Annotated in this window: 21 protein-coding genes and 1 tRNA gene; 9 read left to right on the top strand and 13 right to left on the bottom strand. The window is 66.5% G+C overall.

Annotated elements, in window-relative coordinates:
• Nucleotides 1–8: 8 nt before the first annotated feature.
• The 9 genes from U4Z31_RS22175 to U4Z31_RS22135 form a co-directional block, all read right to left on the bottom strand.
• Nucleotides 9–209 carry a DNA gyrase inhibitor YacG gene (locus tag U4Z31_RS22175; RefSeq protein WP_039317342.1) on the bottom strand — a complete coding sequence of 67 codons (201 nt, stop codon included), beginning with the start codon at nt 207–209 and terminating at the stop codon, nt 9–11.
• A gap of 28 nt (nt 210–237) precedes the next feature.
• The gene (gene zapD / locus U4Z31_RS22170; RefSeq protein WP_044844223.1) at nt 238–993 is read right to left on the bottom strand and encodes a cell division protein ZapD; all 756 of its coding nucleotides are present in this window, start codon (nt 991–993) and stop codon (nt 238–240) included.
• Nucleotides 994–1,102: 109 nt separating this feature from the next.
• Nucleotides 1,103–1,711 (bottom strand): dephospho-CoA kinase, encoded by a 609-nt coding sequence (gene coaE / locus U4Z31_RS22165; RefSeq protein ID WP_124488225.1) that lies wholly within the window; start codon nt 1,709–1,711, stop codon nt 1,103–1,105.
• Nucleotides 1,712–1,795: 84 nt separating this feature from the next.
• Nucleotides 1,796–2,707, bottom strand: a complete 912-nt coding sequence (locus tag U4Z31_RS22160) for a prepilin peptidase (RefSeq protein WP_044844221.1) — start codon at nt 2,705–2,707, stop codon at nt 1,796–1,798.
• Between the two features lie 45 nt (nt 2,708–2,752).
• Nucleotides 2,753–3,958 carry a type II secretion system F family protein gene (locus U4Z31_RS22155; protein ID WP_321811386.1) on the bottom strand — a complete coding sequence of 402 codons (1,206 nt, stop codon included), beginning with the start codon at nt 3,956–3,958 and terminating at the stop codon, nt 2,753–2,755.
• A 5-nt stretch (nt 3,959–3,963) separates the two neighbouring features.
• A complete protein-coding gene (locus U4Z31_RS22150; RefSeq protein WP_124571479.1) occupies nt 3,964–5,241 on the bottom strand; it encodes a GspE/PulE family protein in 1,278 nt (425 codons plus the stop codon).
• Between the two features lie 82 nt (nt 5,242–5,323).
• Complete coding sequence (locus U4Z31_RS22145; protein WP_082088470.1) at nt 5,324–6,610, bottom strand: HlyC/CorC family transporter; 1,287 nt, start codon at nt 6,608–6,610, stop codon at nt 5,324–5,326.
• Between the two features lie 149 nt (nt 6,611–6,759).
• Nucleotides 6,760–6,836, bottom strand: a tRNA-Pro gene (locus U4Z31_RS22140).
• Between the two features lie 148 nt (nt 6,837–6,984).
• Complete coding sequence (locus U4Z31_RS22135; protein WP_044844218.1) at nt 6,985–7,980, bottom strand: polyprenyl synthetase family protein; 996 nt, start codon at nt 7,978–7,980, stop codon at nt 6,985–6,987.
• Nucleotides 7,981–8,190: 210 nt separating this feature from the next.
• On the opposite strand from U4Z31_RS22135, the gene rplU reads away from it, so the two are divergent.
• The 4 genes from rplU to proB all read left to right on the top strand — a co-directional run bounded on the left by rplU (nt 8,191) and on the right by proB (nt 11,300).
• Nucleotides 8,191–8,502, top strand: coding sequence for a 50S ribosomal protein L21 (gene rplU, locus U4Z31_RS22130; protein ID WP_006025184.1), 312 nt, complete (start codon nt 8,191–8,193; stop codon nt 8,500–8,502).
• Between the two features lie 24 nt (nt 8,503–8,526).
• The gene (gene rpmA, locus U4Z31_RS22125; protein ID WP_006476999.1) at nt 8,527–8,790 is read left to right on the top strand and encodes a 50S ribosomal protein L27; all 264 of its coding nucleotides are present in this window, start codon (nt 8,527–8,529) and stop codon (nt 8,788–8,790) included.
• A gap of 188 nt (nt 8,791–8,978) precedes the next feature.
• Nucleotides 8,979–10,091, top strand: a complete 1,113-nt coding sequence (gene cgtA / locus U4Z31_RS22120; RefSeq protein ID WP_044844217.1) for an Obg family GTPase CgtA — start codon at nt 8,979–8,981, stop codon at nt 10,089–10,091.
• Between the two features lie 90 nt (nt 10,092–10,181).
• Nucleotides 10,182–11,300, top strand: a complete 1,119-nt coding sequence (proB, locus tag U4Z31_RS22115; RefSeq protein WP_321811385.1) for a glutamate 5-kinase — start codon at nt 10,182–10,184, stop codon at nt 11,298–11,300.
• A 102-nt stretch (nt 11,301–11,402) separates the two neighbouring features.
• Here the strand turns inward: proB and U4Z31_RS22110 are convergent, their stop codons facing one another.
• Nucleotides 11,403–12,011 (bottom strand): CNP1-like family protein, encoded by a 609-nt coding sequence (locus U4Z31_RS22110; protein WP_044844215.1) that lies wholly within the window; start codon nt 12,009–12,011, stop codon nt 11,403–11,405.
• A gap of 13 nt (nt 12,012–12,024) precedes the next feature.
• Nucleotides 12,025–12,672 (bottom strand): RNA pyrophosphohydrolase, encoded by a 648-nt coding sequence (locus tag U4Z31_RS22105; protein ID WP_321811384.1) that lies wholly within the window; start codon nt 12,670–12,672, stop codon nt 12,025–12,027.
• A 218-nt stretch (nt 12,673–12,890) separates the two neighbouring features.
• Between U4Z31_RS22105 and U4Z31_RS22100 the strand changes: the two genes are divergently transcribed.
• Nucleotides 12,891–14,627, top strand: a complete 1,737-nt coding sequence (locus U4Z31_RS22100; RefSeq protein WP_321811383.1) for a proline--tRNA ligase — start codon at nt 12,891–12,893, stop codon at nt 14,625–14,627.
• Nucleotides 14,628–14,648: 21 nt separating this feature from the next.
• Entirely contained in the window at nt 14,649–15,257 is a 609-nt protein-coding gene (locus U4Z31_RS22095; RefSeq protein ID WP_044844212.1) for a MarC family protein, read from the top strand.
• Between the two features lie 85 nt (nt 15,258–15,342).
• Here the strand turns inward: U4Z31_RS22095 and U4Z31_RS22090 are convergent, their stop codons facing one another.
• Both U4Z31_RS22090 and ffh read right to left on the bottom strand, forming a co-directional pair.
• Nucleotides 15,343–15,894 carry a hypoxanthine-guanine phosphoribosyltransferase gene (locus U4Z31_RS22090; RefSeq protein WP_044844211.1) on the bottom strand — a complete coding sequence of 184 codons (552 nt, stop codon included), beginning with the start codon at nt 15,892–15,894 and terminating at the stop codon, nt 15,343–15,345.
• A gap of 94 nt (nt 15,895–15,988) precedes the next feature.
• Nucleotides 15,989–17,356: a signal recognition particle protein gene (ffh, locus tag U4Z31_RS22085; protein ID WP_039317379.1), complete on the bottom strand. Its 1,368-nt coding sequence runs from the start codon at nt 17,354–17,356 to the stop codon at nt 15,989–15,991.
• A 90-nt stretch (nt 17,357–17,446) separates the two neighbouring features.
• Here ffh and U4Z31_RS22080 point away from each other — a divergent pair, with 90 nt between their 5' ends.
• The 3 genes from U4Z31_RS22080 to ampD are packed head-to-tail and all read left to right on the top strand — an operon-like array spanning nt 17,447 to nt 19,255.
• Nucleotides 17,447–18,340, top strand: coding sequence for an inner membrane protein YpjD (locus U4Z31_RS22080; protein ID WP_124488230.1), 894 nt, complete (start codon nt 17,447–17,449; stop codon nt 18,338–18,340).
• A gap of 13 nt (nt 18,341–18,353) precedes the next feature.
• Entirely contained in the window at nt 18,354–18,668 is a 315-nt protein-coding gene (locus U4Z31_RS22075; RefSeq protein WP_321811382.1) for a PP0621 family protein, read from the top strand.
• Nucleotides 18,665–19,255, top strand: a complete 591-nt coding sequence (gene ampD / locus U4Z31_RS22070; RefSeq protein ID WP_321811381.1) for a 1,6-anhydro-N-acetylmuramyl-L-alanine amidase AmpD — start codon at nt 18,665–18,667, stop codon at nt 19,253–19,255. Before U4Z31_RS22075 ends, ampD begins: the two co-directional genes overlap by 4 nt.
• The last annotated feature ends 147 nt before the right edge of the window (nt 19,256–19,402 follow it).

Raw genomic sequence — 19,402 nt, 5'->3', positions numbered from 1 at the left:
TGCGCCGCTCAGCTATCTCGGCGGCCGTCGGTGCCGTCTTCCTCCGAAGACGGACCCTCGTCCGAGGACCCGCCGATCCGGTACTTTTCCGCGGCCCATGCGCCGAGGTCGAGCTGCTTGCAGCGGGCCGAACAGAAGGGACGGAACTTGTTTTCAGGCGTCCAGCGCACTTCTGCGCCGCACGAAGGACATTTCACAACGGTAGTCATACGAAAGCGTCGAACCGGCACACGGCCGTTACAGATTGCACAGTGTCAGATGGAACGGCACGTCGATGTCGACCGCGCGCGGCCGCACGTCGCCGTCCTGCATGGTGAACCGTACCCACAACATGTATTTGTTGGCGCTCGCTTCGGGAATCACGCGCAGCTCCGGCGGCACGCGCACCTGCATCAGCTGATAGGTGCGCCCCGACAGCATCTGCTGGTAGCTGCCCTGCATCGCCATCACCTTCGACGCCTGGCCCGATTCGCGCGCGAGCCGCAGCACGATCGCCGCGGCATCGCGCAGCGGCAGCAGCGGCAGGATCCATTTCGCGATGTCCTGGCGCCGCTGTTCCGCGGGCCATTGCTGCCACGCGTAGTACGACGGCAGGTCGAACTTGCACGTGCCGCCGGGAATCACCGCGCGGCTGCGGATGCTGGCGAGCCACTCGTTGTCGACCAGATGCTGCCCGGTCTTGCCCTGCATCTGCGCAAGATTGGCGAGCGTCTGCTCGATTTCACCGAGCACGGACTCGAGCGCATTCTGTTCGATGCCCGGATTGCCGCGAAAGGGGGCGAGCGTCTGGCGTTGACGTTCGAGCTCTTTCATCAGATCCGATTTCAGGTCCGCGCGGCCCGTGACCTCGGCGATTTCGAACAGCGTCGTCAGCGCGACGTGATGCTCACGCGGGTCCTCCTGAGCCAAAAAGAACGCGAAGCGCTCGAACAGGTCTTCGAGGCGCAACAGCGTGCGAATTCGCTCGTTGAACGGATACTCGTAAAGAATCAAGCGCGCTCGCCTCTAGGGTAGGGATTGAAACAATGCAGGACATTCTAATGCTCACTGTCTACCCTAGCAACGCACCAATTTCGTACACCATCACGATCGCACGCCGCGATCAGTGCGCGGCAGCCGCCAATGCGAGATAGCGTTGGTGCAGTGCATCGACCTGCGCGGCGAGCGCATCGGGTGTCGTCGCGTCGTTGACGATCACGTCGTCGGCCGCTGCGAGACGCGCCTCGCGCGTTGCCTGTCTCGCGATGATCGCTTCGACCTGTTCGCGCGTGAAATCATTGCGTCGCATCACACGTGCGATCTGCGTTTCGACCGGACAGTCGACCACGAGCACACGATCGCTGCGCGCCTTCCAGTTACCTGACTCCACGAGCAGCGGCACGACGAAGATCACGTAAGGGCCCTGCGCTGCGCGGGCTTCGCGATCGGTTTCGGCGCGGATCAGCGGATGCGTGATCGCCTCGAGGCGCCGGCGTGCATCGTCGTCGCTGAAAATGAGTGCGCGCATCTTCGCGCGATCGAGCGAGCCGTCGGCCGCGACGAAGTCCGGTCCGAATGCGTGTTCGATCGCGGGCATCGCGAGACCGGCCGGTGCGGTGATGCGGTGCGCGATCAGGTCGGTGTCGACGAGCGATGCACCGCGTGCGGCGAACAGGTCGGCGACGGTCGTCTTGCCGCTGCCGATGCCGCCGGTCAGTCCTATTGCAAACATGTGAGCCTCCGCCGGGCCGCCGCGCGGAAGCGAAGCGCCTCCCCGCGACGCAGCGAACATGGCGGACGTTGGCAGCGTGTCATGTCAGCCGCCGAGCGCCGAATAGAAAGGGGTACCGAAAAACAGCGTGGCGACGCCGCCTGCCGCGAGGAACGGGCCGAACGGAATCGGCTCCTCGAAGCGCATGCGCCCGCGCCAGGTCGCGACGAGCCCGACGAGCGCACCCGTCACCGCGGCGAACAGCACGACCTGCGGCAGCGCGGCCCAGCCCATCCACGCGCCGAGCGCGGCGAGCAACTTCAGGTCGCCGAAGCCGATGCCCTCGATGCCGCGCAGCCACTTGAACAGCCAGTAGACCGACCACAGGAACAGGTAGCCGGCCATCGCGCCGACCACGGCCGAACGCAGCGACGTGAACGTGCCGCCGAGATTCAGTGCGAGCCCGGCCCACAGCAGAGGAAGCGTCATCGAATCGGGCAGGTAGCCGGTCTGGATATCGATCGCGCTCATCGCCAGCAGCGCGGCGCACAGTCCGAACGCGGCGAGTGCGGCAACGGTGGGGCCGAACGCGGCGAGCGAACCGGCGGCGAGCAGCGCACCGGCGAGCTCGACGAGCGGATAGCGCACGCCGATCGCATGGCCGCACTGACGGCAGCGCCCGCGCAACAGCAGGTAGCTCACGAGCGGGATGTTTTCCCACGCACGCAGCACGTGACCGCAATGCGGACAGGCGCTGCGCGGGCGCCACAGATCGTAGTGCGGCGGATAGCCGTCGTCCGGCGGCGAGCTTGCGCTGCCGGTTGCTTCCGCGATTTCCGCCTGCCACGCGCGCTGCATCATCACCGGGACCCGGTGCACGACGACGTTCACGAAGCTGCCGACGCACAGGCCGAGCACGACGGCGAACGCATACTGCACCGCGAGCGGCAGCATCGCCAGCGCGTGCAACGTGCTGTCGGGCGAGTCGAAAACGGCGGTCAGGGGCGCGGGCGTCATGGGGCTCGGGTTCGGGCTTGAAAGGCGACAGAATCGGTTGCGATGCTACACCACGTTGCCCAGCTGAAGGATGGGCAGATACATCGCGATCACGAGGCCGCCGACGAGCGCACCCAGGACGATCACGATCAGCGGCTCGCCGAGCGCGGCGAGCGCATCGAGGCGTGCGTCGAGCTGACGCTCGCATAGCGCGGCGATACCGGCGAGCATCGTGTCGAGCGCGCCGGTTTCCTCGGCGACGGCGATCGGCTGCACGACGTCGTCCGGGAAGCAGCCCGCCGCGTGCATCGCATCGGCGAGACGCGCGCCGCGCAGCACGTGCGTCGCGATCTGCGCGGTGGCCTGCTCGAACACCGGATGGCCGGCGGTGCGTTCGAGCGTTGCGAATGCATCGGCGAGCGGGACGCCCGCACCGAGCAGCGTTGCGAGCGAGCGGCACCAGCGCGCGGTGGCGAACCGCGTGAGCGCGCCGCCGACGAGCGGCGCATCCAGCACGTGCCGCGCGGCCGTGTAGCGCAGCGATGGCGAGCGCCGCAGCGCGTGACGTGCGGCGAGCCCCGCCACCGCTGCCCCGGCGACGAACGTGCCGCCCCAGGCCGAGGTCGCGGACGAGAGGGCGAGCAGGGCTCGGGTCGGCGCCGGCAAGGCCGCGCCGAAGCCGTCGAAGATCTGCCGGAACGTCGGCACGACCCACACCATCAGCGCGGCCGAGATCGCGAGCGCGAACACGATGACGGCGACCGGGTAGGCGAGCGCGGCACGCAGCTTGCGCCATTGCGCGTCGGCGCGTTCGCGGTGTTCCGCGACGCGGGTCAGTACGGTGCCGAGCGCGCCCGATGCTTCGCCTACCTCGATCAACTGGCGATACAGCGTGCCGAACTGGGACGGGTAGCGTGCGAGCGCGGCGGCGAAGCGTTGCCCGCCGACGATCTCGCGTGCGAGGCCGGCGGCGATGCGCGGCAGCCCGTCGCGCGTGCGGGTGCGCGCGAGCATCTCGAGCGACGGTGCGAGCGGCAGTCCGGCCTGCAGCAGGCTCGCGAGCTGACGCGTGAAGCGCGTGACTTCCCGCGCGCCGGCCGACGGCGGCCGGGCCGTGCCGCGGACATCGAGCGACAGCACCGTGACGCCGTCGCGCGCGAGCGCCGCACGTGCGGCGGCGGAATCGAAGGCGATGACGTTCCCGCGGCATCGCGTGCCGTCGCGACGACGGCCACGCCACGCGAAACGCGTCTCGTGCGGCGGTGCAGGCATCGCGATCACGCGTCGGGCGTCGCGGCCAGCGCTTCCGCGACGCTCGTCGTACCGTCGCGAACGTGCGCGAGTGCCGCGTCGCGCAGACTGCGTACGCCCTCGGCTGCCGCGCATTGCGCGAGCGCACCGACGCTTGCGCGCGCGACGATGCGTTCCGCCATCTCCGGTGAAACCGGCATCGTCTGATGCAGGCCGATGCGGCCTCGATAACCGATGCCGTGACAGGCGGCACAGCCGCGCGCGACGAACGGGCGCCACCCGGATTCCAGTGCTGCCGGATTGCAGCCTGCTTCGCGCAGCGCGCGCACCGACGCGTCCGAACGCACGCGGCAGGTGGGGCACAGGCGCCGCACGAGGCGTTGCGCGGTGACGAGGCGCAACGCGGCGGCGAGGTTGTATGGCGCGACGCCGATGTCGAGCAGTCGCGCGACGGCTGCCGGCGCGTCGTTCGTATGCAGCGTGGACAGCACGAGGTGCCCGGTCTGTGCGGCCTTGATCGCGACGTCGGCCGTCTCCGCATCGCGAATCTCGCCGACCATGATGACGTCCGGGTCCTGACGCAGCAGCGCGCGCAGCGCAGTGGCGAACGTCAGCCCGGCTTTTTCGGCGACGCCGACCTGGTTGATGCCGTCGAGCTGGATCTCGGCCGGATCCTCGACCGTGCACACGTTGTGCGCATCGCGGTCGAGCATCTGCAGCGCGCAGTAGAGCGACAGCGTCTTGCCGCTGCCGGTCGGCCCGGTGACGAGCACGAGACCGTGCGGCGCGCGTATCGCGGCTTCCATCGCCGCGGCCTGCCGCGCGTCGAAGCCGAGACGCGCGAGCGTGAGGTCGGGCGGCAGCGTTTCGAGGCGGCGCAACACGAGCTTCTCGCCGAACAGCGTGGGCAGCGAGCTGACCCGGTAGTCGCCGCGCGTGCCGCCGTCGACCGCGATGCGCAGCCGGCCGTCCTGCGGAAGCCGGCGCTCGGCGATGTCCATGCGGGCGAGCACCTTGATCCGCGTCACGAGCGCGTCGCGCAGATGAGCGGGCGGCCGCGCGTGTTCATGCAGGACGCCATCGATGCGCAGGCGGATGCGCCAGCCTGCTTCGAACGGTTCGACGTGGATGTCGGACGCGTCGCGCACGCGGGCGGCGTGCAGTGTGTCGGTCAGCAGCCGTACGGCGGGCGAGTCGTCGAGTTGCGCCGCATCGAGCGACCGCGGTGTTTCGGCGGGCGATGCGTCGGTGGAGACAGGCGGCCGCTGCGTGTGCAGCGGCGCCCCGGGAAGTGGGAAGTGCATGTGAGCCGGCGCTCGGCCGCCTGTTGATCGTGACCGGCAAATGGTCGCGTATCGTGCGCGGCGCCGACAGTCGGCCGTTCGGCTAGCGCGCGCCGCGTGCGCGCGTGCTGCGCGGCTTGAAGAGCTTGACGGTGCGCACGGCCTGGTCGTCGCTGCGCATGACCTCGAGCATCACGTCGCGGATCTTCAGGCACACGTCGCCTTCGGGGATTTCCTCGAGGATTTCGAGGATCAGGCCGTTGAGCGTCTTCGGTCCGTCGGTCGGCAGTTGCAGGTGCAGCCAGCGGTTCAGTTCGCGCAGCGGCATGCTGGCGGCGACGATGCATTCGCCGTTCTCGTTCCAGCCGCCCGCGCGTTCGCCGCGCGGCATCGACGTCGTGAATTCGCCGATCAGTTCCTCGATGATGTCCTCGGGCGTGACGAGCCCCTCGAGTTCGCCGTACTCGTTGACGACGAGCGCGGTCCGCTGGCGGCTTTCCTGGAAATACTGGAGCTGCTGGACGACCGGCGTGCCCGACGGCACGTAGTACGGCTCGGCGAGCAGCGTGCGCAACGTTTCGCGGTCGAAATCCTGGTTGTGCAGCCCGGTGAGCGTCTTGCGGACGTGCAGCACGCCGAGCACCTTGTCGATGTCGCCTTCGTATACGACGAGGCGGTTGTGATAGCAGGTCTCGAGCTGATGCAGGATGTCGTCGAGCGGCGCGTAGAAGTTGAGCGACTCGATCTGGCGGCGCGGCACCATCACGTCGTCGACCGTGATGTTCTCGAGGTCGAACAGGTTGAGCAGGATGCTGCGGTGCTTGGTCGGCATGAAGCTGCTCGACTCGAGCACGATCGCGCGCAGCTCGTCGGCGGACATCCGCTGGTCGCGGCCCTTCTTCGTATTGATGCGTAGCATCCAGAGCACGCCGTTCGCCAGTTCATTGACGAACCAGACGACCGGCTTGAACACGCGCATCAGCGGCGCGATCACGAGACTGGCGGGCAGCGCGATGCGTTCGGGAAAGGTCGCGCCGACGATCTTCGGCGCGATTTCCGCGAACACGATGATCAGGAACGCGACGATGCCGGTCGCGATCGACAGCGCCAGGTTGTTACGGCCGAACGTGTGCAGCGCGAGCGACGTCGTCAGGACCGGGATGATCGTGTTGAACAGGTTGTTGCCGATCAGGATCACGCTGAGCAGCAGGTCGGTGCGCGTGAGGAGACCCTGCGTGGTTTTCGCGCCGAGCACGCCTTGGCCGGCGAGATGCTTCAGCCGATGGCGGTTGAGCGCCATCATCGCGGTCTCGGAAATGGAAAAGAAGCTGGAGCAGAGGAGAAGCAGGAAGACGGCGCCGATTTGCGCCCATAAGGGAATTTGGTCCACGCGTCAGAAGGGCAGTGAAGGACAGGGATGGAGGGAATATAGCAGAGGCCGGCGGCCGGGATGTGTCGTGCGCGACACGCGCGCTCGCGAGACCAGGCAGAAGAAGGCAAAAAAAAACCGTGCACGCGGTGCACGGTTTTTTCAAAATCTGGTCGGGGTGAGAGGATTCGAACCTCCGGCCTCTACGTCCCGAACGTAGCGCTCTACCAGGCTAAGCTACACCCCGATTTTTTGCTCTTCCGACTTCGCCGCTTTCGTTCAGATCGCTGCGTCGTCACAAGCAAGAACGTAACTATAACGATGTTTTTTCGAAAAGGGAATACCTTGATGAAGAAATTTTTCGAAAAGCGATTCGCGTCGCGGTCGCCGCGCGCTTACGACTGTCGCGACGTCGAGTACGAGCACAGCGCGAGCAGGCTTTCCTTGTAGATCGAATCCGGGAACGCGGCGATCGCGGCCGCAGCGGCCTGTGCTTCCTGGCGCGCGCATTCGAGCGTATGGTCGAGCGCGCCCGAACGCGTGATTGCGTCGAAGATCGTGTCGAAGCGATCGGTGCCGCCTTGTTCGATCGCCTCGCGGGCGAGCGCCGACTGCTCGGGCGTGCCGCGTTCGATCAGATAGATGAGCGGCAGTGTCGGCTTGCCTTCACGCAGGTCGTCGCCGGCATTCTTGCCCATCGCTTCGGCCGTGCCCGCGTAGTCGAGCCAGTCGTCCATGATCTGGAATGCGGTGCCGATCCGGCGGCCGTATTCGGCGGCGGCGGCTTCGGTCGGCGCATCGGCGCCGGCGAGCACCGCGCCCAGGCGGGCCGATGCCTCGAACAGCTTCGCCGTCTTGTAGCGGATCACCTGCATGTAGCGCGTCTCGTCGACGTCCGCGTCGTGCATGTTCAGGAGCTGCAGCACTTCGCCTTCGGAGATGATCGTCGTCGCTTCCGACAGGATTTCCATCACGCGCATCTTGCCGACGCCGACCATCATCTCGAACGAACGCGAATAGAGGTAGTCGCCGACCAGCACGCTCGCCGCGTTGCCGAACAGCGCGTTGGCCGTCTGGCGGCCGCGCCGCAGTTCGGATTCGTCGACGACGTCGTCATGCAGCAGCGTGGCCGTGTGGATGAACTCGACGACGGCGGCCAGCACGTGCCGCTGGTGCGACGTCTCGCCGAGCGCGCCGGCGACGAGCAGCAGCAGGGCCGGACGCAGCCGCTTGCCGCCCGCGCCGATGATGTACTCGGCGATCTGGTTGATCAGCAGCACGTCGGACGCGAGGCTTTGCCGGATAACGCGATTCACCTGCTCCATGTCGCTGGCGATCGGGGCGAGCAGGTGGGCGGCGCTGAGGGTGGGGGAGGCGGTGGACGACGACATGATGATCGAAATGGGTGATGCCGCGGATTATAAGTCGAATCCGCGATATGCCGGTCTGTCGGACGTGTCTGCCCGGTGATTTTGGCCGTCCGGCCAGGGCTTGCGGGCGGCAATCGTGGATCGGCTTTGACTTGGGTGCTAAGCCCATGTATAATCACGTGTTTTCCGCGCGTGGTGTGCGGAAAAATTGGATCCAGAGTGAGGTTCTCAATGTACGCGGTCATAAAAACCGGCGGCAAGCAGTACAAGGTTGCCGTTGGCGAAAAACTCAAAGTAGAACAGATACCGGCTGACATTGACGCTGAAATCACGCTCGACCAGGTTCTCGCAGTGGGCGAAGGCGAATCGATTAAGTTCGGTACGCCGCTGGTCAGTGGGGCTTCCGTCAAGGCCACCGTTGTGTCGCACGGTCGTCATGCCAAGGTCACCATCTTCAAGATGCGTCGCCGGAAGCACTACCAAAAGCACGGCGGCCACCGCCAGAACTACACTGAGCTGCGCATCGACGCGATCAACGCGTAAGCGCCTCGGTAAAGGAGCAATCAGATGGCACACAAAAAGGCAGGCGGCTCTTCCCGGAACGGCCGCGACTCCGAGTCGAAACGTCTCGGCGTGAAAGTGTACGGCGGCCAGGCGATCAACGCTGGCGGCATCATCGTGCGTCAGCGCGGTACGCGCATGCACGCTGGCGAGAACGTCGGCATGGGCAAGGATCACACCCTGTTCGCGCTGGTCGACGGTCACGTCAAGTTCGCGACCAAGGGCGCGGACAAGAAGCATCTGGTCATCGTTGTCCCGGCGGCTGCCTAAGTTCAGGCACCCACGGGCTTCGTAGCCGAAAGGCCCCGCAGTCTTCGCGGGGCCTTTTTTTATTTGGCCGCCGGGCGCATGTGCGCGCCGGCGGCTGTCGCGACACTGGCGGGCAGTCGGCCGAACGGCAGATTGTTCAAGCGCGCCGGCGCGCGGCACAATAGCGGAAATACTGGTCGGAGTGACGAATGAAGTTCATTGACGAAGCACGAATCGAAGTCATCGCCGGCGACGGAGGCGATGGCAGCGCGTCGATGCGCCGCGAGAAATTCGTTCCGTTCGGCGGGCCGGACGGCGGCGACGGCGGCCGGGGCGGCAACGTCTACGCGATCGCCGACCGCAACATCAACACGCTGATCGACTACCGTTACGCGAAGAAGCACCTCGCGCGCAACGGCGAAAACGGTCGCGGCTCGGATTGCTACGGCAAGGGCGGGGACGACGTCACGCTGCGCATGCCGGTCGGCACGGTCGTGACCGACATGGATACGGGCGAGCTGATCGCCGACCTGACCGAGCACGATCAGCAGGTGATGCTCGCGAAGGGCGGCGCAGGCGGTCTCGGCAACCTGCATTTCAAGTCGAGCACGAACCGCGCGCCGCGCCAGAAAACCGACGGCAAGCCCGGCGAACGGCGCATGCTGCGGCTCGAGCTGAAGGTGCTCGCCGACGTCGGTCTGCTCGGCATGCCGAACGCCGGCAAGTCGACCTTCATCTCGTCGGTGTCGAACGCGAAGCCGAAGATCGCCGACTATCCGTTCACGACGCTCGCGCCGAACCTTGGCGTCGTGCGGGTCGGTCCGAGCAAGAGCTTCGTGATCGCCGATATTCCGGGGCTGATCGAGGGCGCCGCCGAAGGCGCGGGCCTCGGCCACCAGTTCCTGCGACACCTGCAGCGCACCGGCGTGCTGCTGCATCTCGTCGATCTGGCTCCGTTCGACGAAAGCGTCGATCCGGTCGCGGAAGCGACCGCGATCGTCGGCGAGCTGCGCAAGTACGACGAGGCGTTGTACGAGAAGCCGCGCTGGCTCGTCCTCAACAAGCTCGACATGGTGCCGGAAGACGAGCGCGAGGCGCGCGTCGCCGATTTCCTCGACCGTTTCGGCTGGGACGGCCCGGTGTTCGAGATTTCGGCGCTCACGGGCCAGGGCTGCGAAGCGCTGTGCTACGCGATCTACGATTACCTCGCCGAGCATTCGGACGCGCATCGTGCGGCGGAAGAGGAAGATCTGGCCGCGGACGTGCGGTTCCGCGATGCGCCGCAAGCCGATGGCGGCGCGACGCCCGGCGACGACGCCTGAGCGGGCCCGACACGCACCGGGCATCGCGTCCGGTGCCTGAATTCAATTGCGCCCGGCCGGGCAGGCATCAGATACAGGAGACGGCGCACGATGCGTTCGATCATCGCGGATTCGAAGCGATTGGTGGTGAAGGTGGGCTCCAGCCTCGTGACCAACGACGGCAAGGGGCTCGATCATGCTGCAATCGGCCGCTGGGCGGCCCAGATCGCCGCGCTGCGCGCGCAGGGCAAGGAAGTGGTGCTCGTCAGCTCGGGCGCGATTGCCGAAGGGATGCAGCGGCTCGGCTGGAGCAAGCGTCCGCGCGAGATCGACGAGCTGCAGGCCGCCGCCGCGGTCGGCCAGATGGGGCTCGCGCAAGTCTATGAAAGCCGCTTTACCGAGCACGATATCCGCACCGCGCAGATCCTGCTGACGCACGCCGACCTGGCCGATCGCGAGCGCTACCTGAATGCGCGCTCGACGCTGCTGACGCTGCTGCGGCTCGGCGTCGTGCCGATCATCAACGAGAACGACACGGTCGTCACCGACGAAATCAAGTTCGGCGACAACGACACGCTCGGCGCGCTCGTCGCGAACCTGATCGAAGGCGATGCGCTGATCATCCTGACCGACCAGACGGGCTTGTTCACCGCCGATCCGCGCAAGGATCCACATGCGACGCTGGTCGCGGAAGCCAGCGCGGGCGCGCCGGAGCTCGAGGCGATGGCCGGCGGCGCAGGCTCGAGCCTCGGCCGCGGCGGGATGCTGACGAAGATCCTCGCGGCGAAGCGCGCGGCGCACAGCGGTGCGAACACCGTGATCGCGAGCGGCCGCGAAGCCGACGTGCTGGTGCGGCTGGCGGCGGGCGAGGCGATCGGCACGCAGCTGATCGCGCGCACCGCGCGGATGGCCGCGCGCAAGCAATGGATGGCCGATCACCTGCAGGTGCGCGGGCACGTCGTGATCGATGCGGGCGCGGTCGAGAAGCTGACGGCCGGCGGCAAGAGCCTGCTGCCGATCGGCGTGACTGGCGTGCAGGGCGCGTTTGCTCGCGGCGAGGTGATCGCGTGTGTCGGCCCCGACGGGCGTGAAGTGGCGCGCGGCCTCACGAACTACAGCAGCGCGGAAACGAAGCTGATTCACCGCAAGCCGAGCGGCGAGATCGAGACGGTGCTCGGCTACATGCTGGAGCCGGAGCTGATTCACCGCGACAACCTCGTGCTCGTGTAACCGTTCGGCCAGGCGCCGCGAGACAACAAAAAGCCCGCATCGCGCGGGCTTTTTGTTGTGACGAAGCGAAACGAGGCCGGGCAGCCGGCCTCGGTTGCGCGGTCAGCGCAGCTGGCTCATCGCGGTGCGATGGAACTTGATGTTCTCGAGGATCTGCTGGGTCGTGCCCTGCGGCATCTTGTTCGCGCAGAAATAGTCCTGGTACAGCGCCGAGTGGTACGCGTTCAGCTCGCCGTTCTCGATGCGACGCCAGTCGTTCTCGACCGTGCGGTCCCAGCCGTCGTGATCCGAATTCAGGCCTGCATACTGACGCCATTCGTAGGTGTCGCAGCGGATGCCTTCGTAGTTCACGTTGCGCGCGCCGGCCGGGCTCGTGATGACGACTGCGTAGCGCACGACGCCGTCGCTACCGACCGCGAGCGACTTCGCATCGACGGAGAACTTGAGCGGCGTGTTCTGCGACACGTTGAACGGCAGCAGATCGCCCGCTTGCGGCAGCGGCGGCAGCGTGTCGACCGGGTTTTCCTTCCAGTTGCCCTGGCGGTCCAGCAGATACACGAACTCGCTGTCATCCTTGTTGGTCGGCGTCTTCGAATTCGCGCAACCGGCCAGCGTGGCCGCCGCGACGATCGATGCGAGCGCGAGAGCAATCGCTTTCAATATGCATTCCTCGTAAAAAAAGGGCGCGACACCAAGGTCGCGCCCGGTCATGCAGTCCGACTCGTCATTTGCCGACGATCACGCGGGGCGGCAACTCGTCGAGCGTGCTCGCCTCCACTTCGATCTCCGAACAGACCACCGATGTGTCGACAATCGTCAGCGTCTGCTGGGCCTGCGCGCCGATGACGCGCGGATAGCGCGACAGACGCGGCCCACGCGGCTTTTCGGCTCGCTGCGCCGGGCGGCGCAGGAAGCGCGACAGTTCCGTCAGCGCCAACTGATAGACATCCCGCTTGAACTCGATCACCGCATCGAGCGGCACCCAGTACTCGTTCCAGCGCCACGCATCGAACTCCGGGTGGTCGGTCGCGCGCAAGCAAATGTCGCAATCGCGTCCGACCATCCGCAGAAGGAACCAGATCTGCTTCTGGCCGCGGTAATGTCCGCGTACTTCGCGTTTGATGAACTTGTCAGGCACCTCGTAACGCAACCAGTCGCGAGTGCGGCCGATTATCTTGACGTGTTCCGGGTGCAGGCCCGTCTCCTCGTGCAGTTCCCGGTACATCGCCTGCATGGGGGTCTCGCCGTACTTGATCCCACCTTGAGGAAACTGCCAGGAATGCTCGCGGAGCCGCTTGCCCCAAAACACCTCGTTGCGCGCGTTCAAGAGGATGATGCCGACGTTCGGGCGAAAGCCTTCACGATCCAGCATACAACCACCTTCGAATCCTTTAAAATTGCTTTGATTATAAACAGATAACGGGCGCTGCGCACCGTGACGGAGCGAAACCGCGCGGGGTACACCGGCTGAATTGTCCCTGATTTGTCTGCTAAGTCATCTGCGCCATCGTCGTTCGTCGCGCGCAGCTTTTTCACCTTGAAACTTTTTCGGGCGCCCCGCCTGGGGGCGCCGTATTTGGAACCGTCCGCATGAAAGCTTCCCGTTTCTTTATCGGCACCCTCAAAGAAGCACCGGCCGACGCAGAGATCGTCAGCCACAAGCTGATGGTGCGCGCCGGCATGATCCGTCGCGTCGCCGGCGGCATCTACAACTACCTGCCGGTCGGCCTGCGTTCGATTCGCAAGGTCGAGGCGATCGTGCGCGAGGAAATGAACCGGGCAGGCGCCATCGAGCTGCTGATGCCGGCCGTGCAACCGGCCGAGCTGTGGCAGGAATCGGGCCGCTGGGAGCAGTACGGCCCCGAACTGCTGCGCTTCAAGGACCGCAAGGACAACGACTTCGTGATCGGGCCGACGCACGAGGAAGTCATCACCGACATCGCGCGCAACCAGATCAAGAGCTACCGGCAGATGCCGGTGAACTTCTACCAGATCCAGACGAAGTTCCGCGACGAGATCCGTCCGCGCTTCGGCGTGATGCGCGGCCGCGAGTTCATCATGAAGGACGCGTACTCGTTCGACAAGGACGCGGCCGGCCTGAACGAGTCGTATCGCAAGATGTACGACGCATACGTGCGCATCTTCACGCGCCTCGGCCTCGAGTTCCGCGCGGTTGCGGCCGACAGCGGCTCGATCGGCGGCAACTTCTCGCACGAGTTCCACGTGATCGCCGATACCGGCGAGGACGCGATCGCCTACTGCCCGACGTCCGACTTCGCGGCGAACGTCGAAGCGGCCGAAGCGCTGCCGCTGATCGCCGAACGCGCGGCACCTGCCGAAGCGATGGAAAAGGTCGCGACGCCCGGCAAGGCGAAGTGCGAGGCCGTCGCCGAACTGCTGTCGATCCCGCTCGAGCGCACGATCAAGTCGATCGTGCTCGCCACCGACAACGAAGGCGCCGAGCCGACCATCTGGCTCGTGATGCTGCGCGGCGACCACGACCTGAACGAGATCAAGGTGTCGAAGCTGCCGGGGCTGAAGAACCACCGCTTCGCGACCGAGCAGGAAATCGTCGAGTGGTTCGGCACGCCGCCGGGCTACCTCGGCCCGGTCGGCACGAAGAAGCCGGTGAAGGTGATCGCCGATCGCACGGTCGCGAACATGAGCGACTTCGTCGTCGGCGCGAACGAGGTCGACTATCACATCGCCGGCGTGAACTGGGGCCGCGACCTGCCGGAGCCGGAAGTCGCCGACGTGCGCAACGTGAAGAAGGGCGATCCGTCGCCGGACGGCAAGGGTGAGATCGACATCTGCCGCGGCATCGAAGTCGGCCACGTGTTCCAGCTCGGCACCAAGTACTCGGAAGCGATGGGCGCGACCTTCCTCGACGAGTCGGGCAAGCCGCAGCCGATGCTGATGGGCTGCTACGGCGTCGGCGTCACGCGCATTCTCGGCGCGGCGATCGAACAGAACTTCGACGAGCGCGGCATCATCTGGCCCGAGTCGATCGCGCCGTTCGAAGTCGTGCTGTGTCCGATGGGCTACGATCGCAGCGACATGGTCCGCGAGGCCGCCGACAAGCTGTACGCGGAACTGGCCGCGGCCGGCATCGACGTGATCCTCGACGATCGCGGCGAGCGCCCGGGCGTGATGTTTGCCGACTGGGAACTGGTCGGCGTGCCGCATCGCCTGGTGATCGGCGAGCGCGGCCTGAAGGAAGGCAAGATCGAGTATCAGGGCCGCCGCGACGCCGAGGCGACGCTGCTGCCGGCCGACGCGGCCGCGGCGACGGTGACGGAGAAGATCCGCGCCGCGCTCGCGCGCTAAGCGCTTCGACCGGAGGACACGGTGGAATACACCTTCCTGTCGGCCACCGTGCTCCTCGTGCTGATCACGGATCCGCTCGGCAACATCCCGCTGTTCATCACGGCGATGCGGGACGTGCCGCGCGAGCGGCGCGTGAAGCTGATCCTGCGTGAAGTCGGGATCGCGTTCGTGATCCTGCTGTTCTTCATGGTGGTCGGCGACCGCTTCCTGCGGATGATGAACCTCACCGACCTGTCGCTGCGGCTCGGCGGCGGGATCGTGCTGTTCCTGATCGCGCTGCGGATGATCTTCCCGCATCCGGACGGCGCGCTCGGCAGCGATCCGCGCGCAGGCGGTGAACCGTTCATCGTGCCGCTCGCGATTCCCGCGCTGGCCGGGCCGTCCGCGCTCGCGACGGTGATGCTGCTGACGTCCCAGGCGCCGGGCAAGATGTTCGAGTGGGTCGGCGCGCTGACGGTCACGATGATCGTTTGCGCGATCACGCTGGTACTGGCCGAGCGGATCCAGCAGTGGCTCGGCGAGCGGACCGTCGCCGCGTTCGAGCGGCTGATGGGTCTCGTGCTCGTCGCGATCTCGGTCGAGATGCTGCTCGCCGGCATCAAGGCGTTCGTGCACCAGCTGCAGATGTAACGCATCGGTGCGTACCGACGAAAAAAAGCGGCGCTCCGGGTAACCGGAGCGCCGCTTTCCATTTATATAGCGGGCAGGGCGGCGATCAGACGTTCGCGGTCAGCGCACGGATCGTCGGCAGGTTGCGCCAGTAGCCCTTGGCGTCCATCCCGCAGCCGAACACGTAGCGGTCGGGCACCGAGAAGCCGCAGAAGTCGGGATGCAGCGGTTTCGCTTTCGTGAGCGTCTTCTCGCAAAGCACGGCGGACATGAAGCGCTTCGCGCCCATGTCGAGGATGCGGTCGCGGATCGCGGCCATCGTCTCGCCTTCGTCGAGGATGTCGTCGAGCACGAGCACGATGCGGTCCTTCACCGATTCGCGCGGCGCGACGCGCCAGTGCATCTCCGGGCTGCCCTGCGTCGTGTTGCGGTAGCGGGTCAGGTGGATGTAGTCGAATTCCAGCGGGAAATCGAGATGCGGCAGCAGCATCCCGGTAAACACCGCGGCGCCGCCCATCACCGAGAGGACGAGCGGGAACGCGTCGCCGATCTCGGCGCGGATCGCTTCGGCCATCCGGGCGATCGACGCGTTGACGGCGTCCGCCGAGACGATCTCTTCGGAGTGTTCGAAAATGTGGAGGGCTTCTTCGCGGTTCATGAGTTCTGGCGGGCAGTCGGTATACAAATAAGAATGAAGCAGAACGGCTGGCGCGCGCTACGGCAAAAACCCGCGCGCCGGCCGACGGGCGGAATCAGCGCATGCCGGGCATCATGCCCTTCAGGCCGCGCATCATCTTCTGCATGTTGCCGCCCTTCAGCTTCTTCATCATCGTACGCATCTGGTCGTACTGGTTCAGCATCCGGTTGACTTCCTGCACCGGCACGCCCGCGCCGGCTGCAATGCGGCGCTTGCGCGTCGCCTTGATGATTTCGGGTTTGGCGCGCTCGGCGGGCGTCATCGAGCTGATGATGCCTTCCATCCGGCGGATCGACTTCTCGGCCTGGCCCATGTCGGCGCCGGCCGCCGCCTGCTGGAACTGCGCGGGCAGCTTGTCCATCAGCGACGACAGGCCGCCCATGTTCTTCATCTGCGAGATCTGCGCGCGGAAATCGTTCAGGTCGAAGTCGCCGCCTTTCTTGACCTTGTCGGCGAGCTTCTGCGCGGCCTGCACGTCGACGCCGCGCTGCGCTTCCTCGACGAGCGCGAGGATGTCGCCCATGCCGAGGATCCGGTTCGCCATCCGGTCCGGGTGGAACACCTCGAGGCCGTCGAGCTTCTCGGCGACGCCGACGAACTTGATCGGCTTGCCCGTGATGTGGCGCACCGACAGCGCGGCACCGCCGCGCGAATCGCCGTCGAGCTTGGTCAGCACGACGCCGGTGAGCGGCAGCGTGTCGTTGAACGCCTTCGCGGTGTTGACCGCGTCCTGGCCGAGCATCGCGTCGACGACGAACAGCGTTTCGGCCGGCTTCAGCGTGCCGTGCAGCGCGGCGATTTCCTGCATCATCGCCTCGTCGATACCGAGGCGGCCGGCCGTGTCGACGATCAGCACGTCATGGTAGTGGCGCTTCGCCCAGTCGACGGCCGCGAGTGCGATGTCGACGGGCTTCTGGTCCGGCGTCGACGGGAAGAAATCGGCGCCGACCTGTTCGCTCACCGTTTTCAGCTGCATGATGGCGGCCGGGCGATACACGTCGCACGACACCGTCAGCACCTTCTTCTTGTACTTCTCGCGCAAGAGCTTCGCGAGCTTGCCGGCGGTCGTGGTCTTGCCGGCGCCCTGCAAGCCGGCCATCAGGATCACGGCGGGCGGCGTGACCGCGAGGTTCAGCTCGGCGGCCTTGCCTTCGTAGTCGCCGCCGATCACGGCGGTCAGCTCCTTCTGGACCACGCCGACGAGCGCCTGGCCCGGCGACAGGCTGCTGATCACTTCCTCGCCGAGCGCCTTTTCCTTGACCTTGGCGATGAATTCGCGGACGACCGGCAGCGCGACGTCGGCTTCCAGCAGCGCGAGACGCACCTCGCGGAGCATCTCCTGGGTGTTCGCCTCGGTAAGCCGGGCCTCGCCGCGCAGCGTCTTGACGACGCGCGCCATCCGTTGAGTGAGATTGTCGAGCATGGGGAGCGATGGACAGTGGGGCCCGAAGGCGCAACGGAACCGTACAAAAGGGAGCCGTCGCGGGAAGGGGGCCTAGTGTAAACTTCGAACATGGATATTGTACTGTATGCCCTCACCGCATTCCTGTACGGCGGCCTCGCCGTCGCAGGCTGGCGCACGCACCGCCAGGGTGCGACGCCGCTCGTCGCGAGCGTGCCGGCCGTGCCGGTGCCGGCGTCCGCCGCGTCGGGAATGAGCGGCGCCGGCCGCGCGCTGCTGTTCGCGGCGCTCGTCGCGCACGGCGTGCTGCTGCACACGACGATCTTCCCGCACGACGCGATGGTCTTCGGCTTCGCGTTCGCGCTGTCCGCGATGTTCTGGCTCGGCGCCGGCATCTACTGGATCGAGAGCTTCTTCTTCCCGCTCGACAGCCTGCGCCTGCTCGTGCTGCCGCTCGCGTGCGGCGCGTCGCTGCTGCCGCTCGTGTTCGGCGGCGTGCGGGTGCTGCCTTATGCCGCAGCGCCGCTGTTCAAGATGCACTTCCTGATCGCGAACATCGCGTACGGCCTTTTCGCGATCGCCGCGCTGCACGCGGTCCTGATGCTGATGGTCGAGCGGCGCCTGCAGTCGCTGAGGAGCGGCGGGCGCGACGGCTCGACCGGCTGGATCGCGAGCTGGCTCGAAACGCTGCCGCCGCTGCTCACGCTCGAGAAGCTGCTGTTCCGCCTGATCGGCGCCGGCTTCGTGCTGCTGACGCTGACGCTCGCGTCGGGGATCCTGTTCAGCGAGCAGGTCGATGCACGCGCGCTGCGGCTCGATCACAAGACCGTGTTCGCGGTGCTGTCGTGGCTGATGTTCGGCGGCCTGCTGGTCGCCCACAAGACGTCGGGCTGGCGCGGGCGCGGCGCCGCGCGCTGGGTGCTCGTGTCGTTTGCCGCGCTGCTGCTCGCGTATGTCGGCAGCCGGTTCGTTTTCGAGGTGCTGCTGCACCGCTCCGTGGTTTGAACGCAGGTTTCCGATGCGACAGATTCTTCTCCTGATTCTTCTCTTCTTCGCGGGTTCGTGGCTCACGCGCAAGCTGCGCCAGGCCCAGGAGCACGCGCAGGCGCGCGCCGGCCGCGGTGGCGGCAACGACGGCGCACCGGGTCCTGGCGCCGGGGCGGCACGCCCGAACGGCGACGCGCGCTCGCTGCCCGAACCGATGGTGCGTTGCGCCGAATGCGGCGTGCATACACCGCAGGGCGACGCCGTCGCCGCGGGCGGCGAATACTTCTGCAGCACCGAGCACGCGCAGCGCCACGGCGCACACGCGAGCGGCCGCGACGCCCGATGAGCGACGCAGCGCTGCTGTCGGTCGACGCGAACGGCTGGGTGCGCGAAGCGCGCCACGCGCCGTCGCCGAATTTCGAGGCGCGGCCCGCGGGCGCGGTGCCGACGCTCGTCGTCGTCCACAACATCAGCCTGCCGCCCGGCGAGTTCGGCGGCGATGCGGTCGAGGCGCTGTTCCTGAATCGCCTCGATTGCGATACGCACCCCTATTACCAGCGTCACCTGCGCGACGTGCGCGTGTCCGCGCACTTCCTGATCCGCCGCGACGGCGAACTCGTGCAGTTCGTGTCGTGCGACGAGCGTGCATGGCATGCGGGCGCGTCCGAGTTCTTCGGCCGGCCGCGCTGCAACGACTTCTCGATCGGCATCGAACTCGAAGGTGCGGACGACGTGCCGTTCGACGCGGCGCAGTACGCGACGCTCGGGGTGCTCGCACGCACGCTCGCCGCGCGCTACCCGATCGATGCGGTGGCCGGGCATTCCGACGTCGCGCCGGGCCGCAAGACCGACCCGGGTCCGCACTTCGATTGGCAACGCTTCGCGAGCGATGCCGGGTTTTCCGCCGAATACTTTCCTTTCCGTCAGCACTGATCGCAGGGTTTTTGAGCGGGCGAAATTTTTTTTTCCGACCAATGCCTTGTCGCGTCTGCCCGTCCGGGCGGCCGGGTTGATGTCAATACCTCCGGCGAAAATTCTCCGTTTTGATGTCGCCGGAATGTCCACTATACTTGGTGCCAG

Source organism: Burkholderia sp. BCC1985 (assembly GCF_905339915.1).
Lineage (GTDB): Bacteria > Pseudomonadota > Gammaproteobacteria > Burkholderiales > Burkholderiaceae > Burkholderia.
This window is presented reverse-complemented; position numbering and strand designations above follow the sequence as displayed.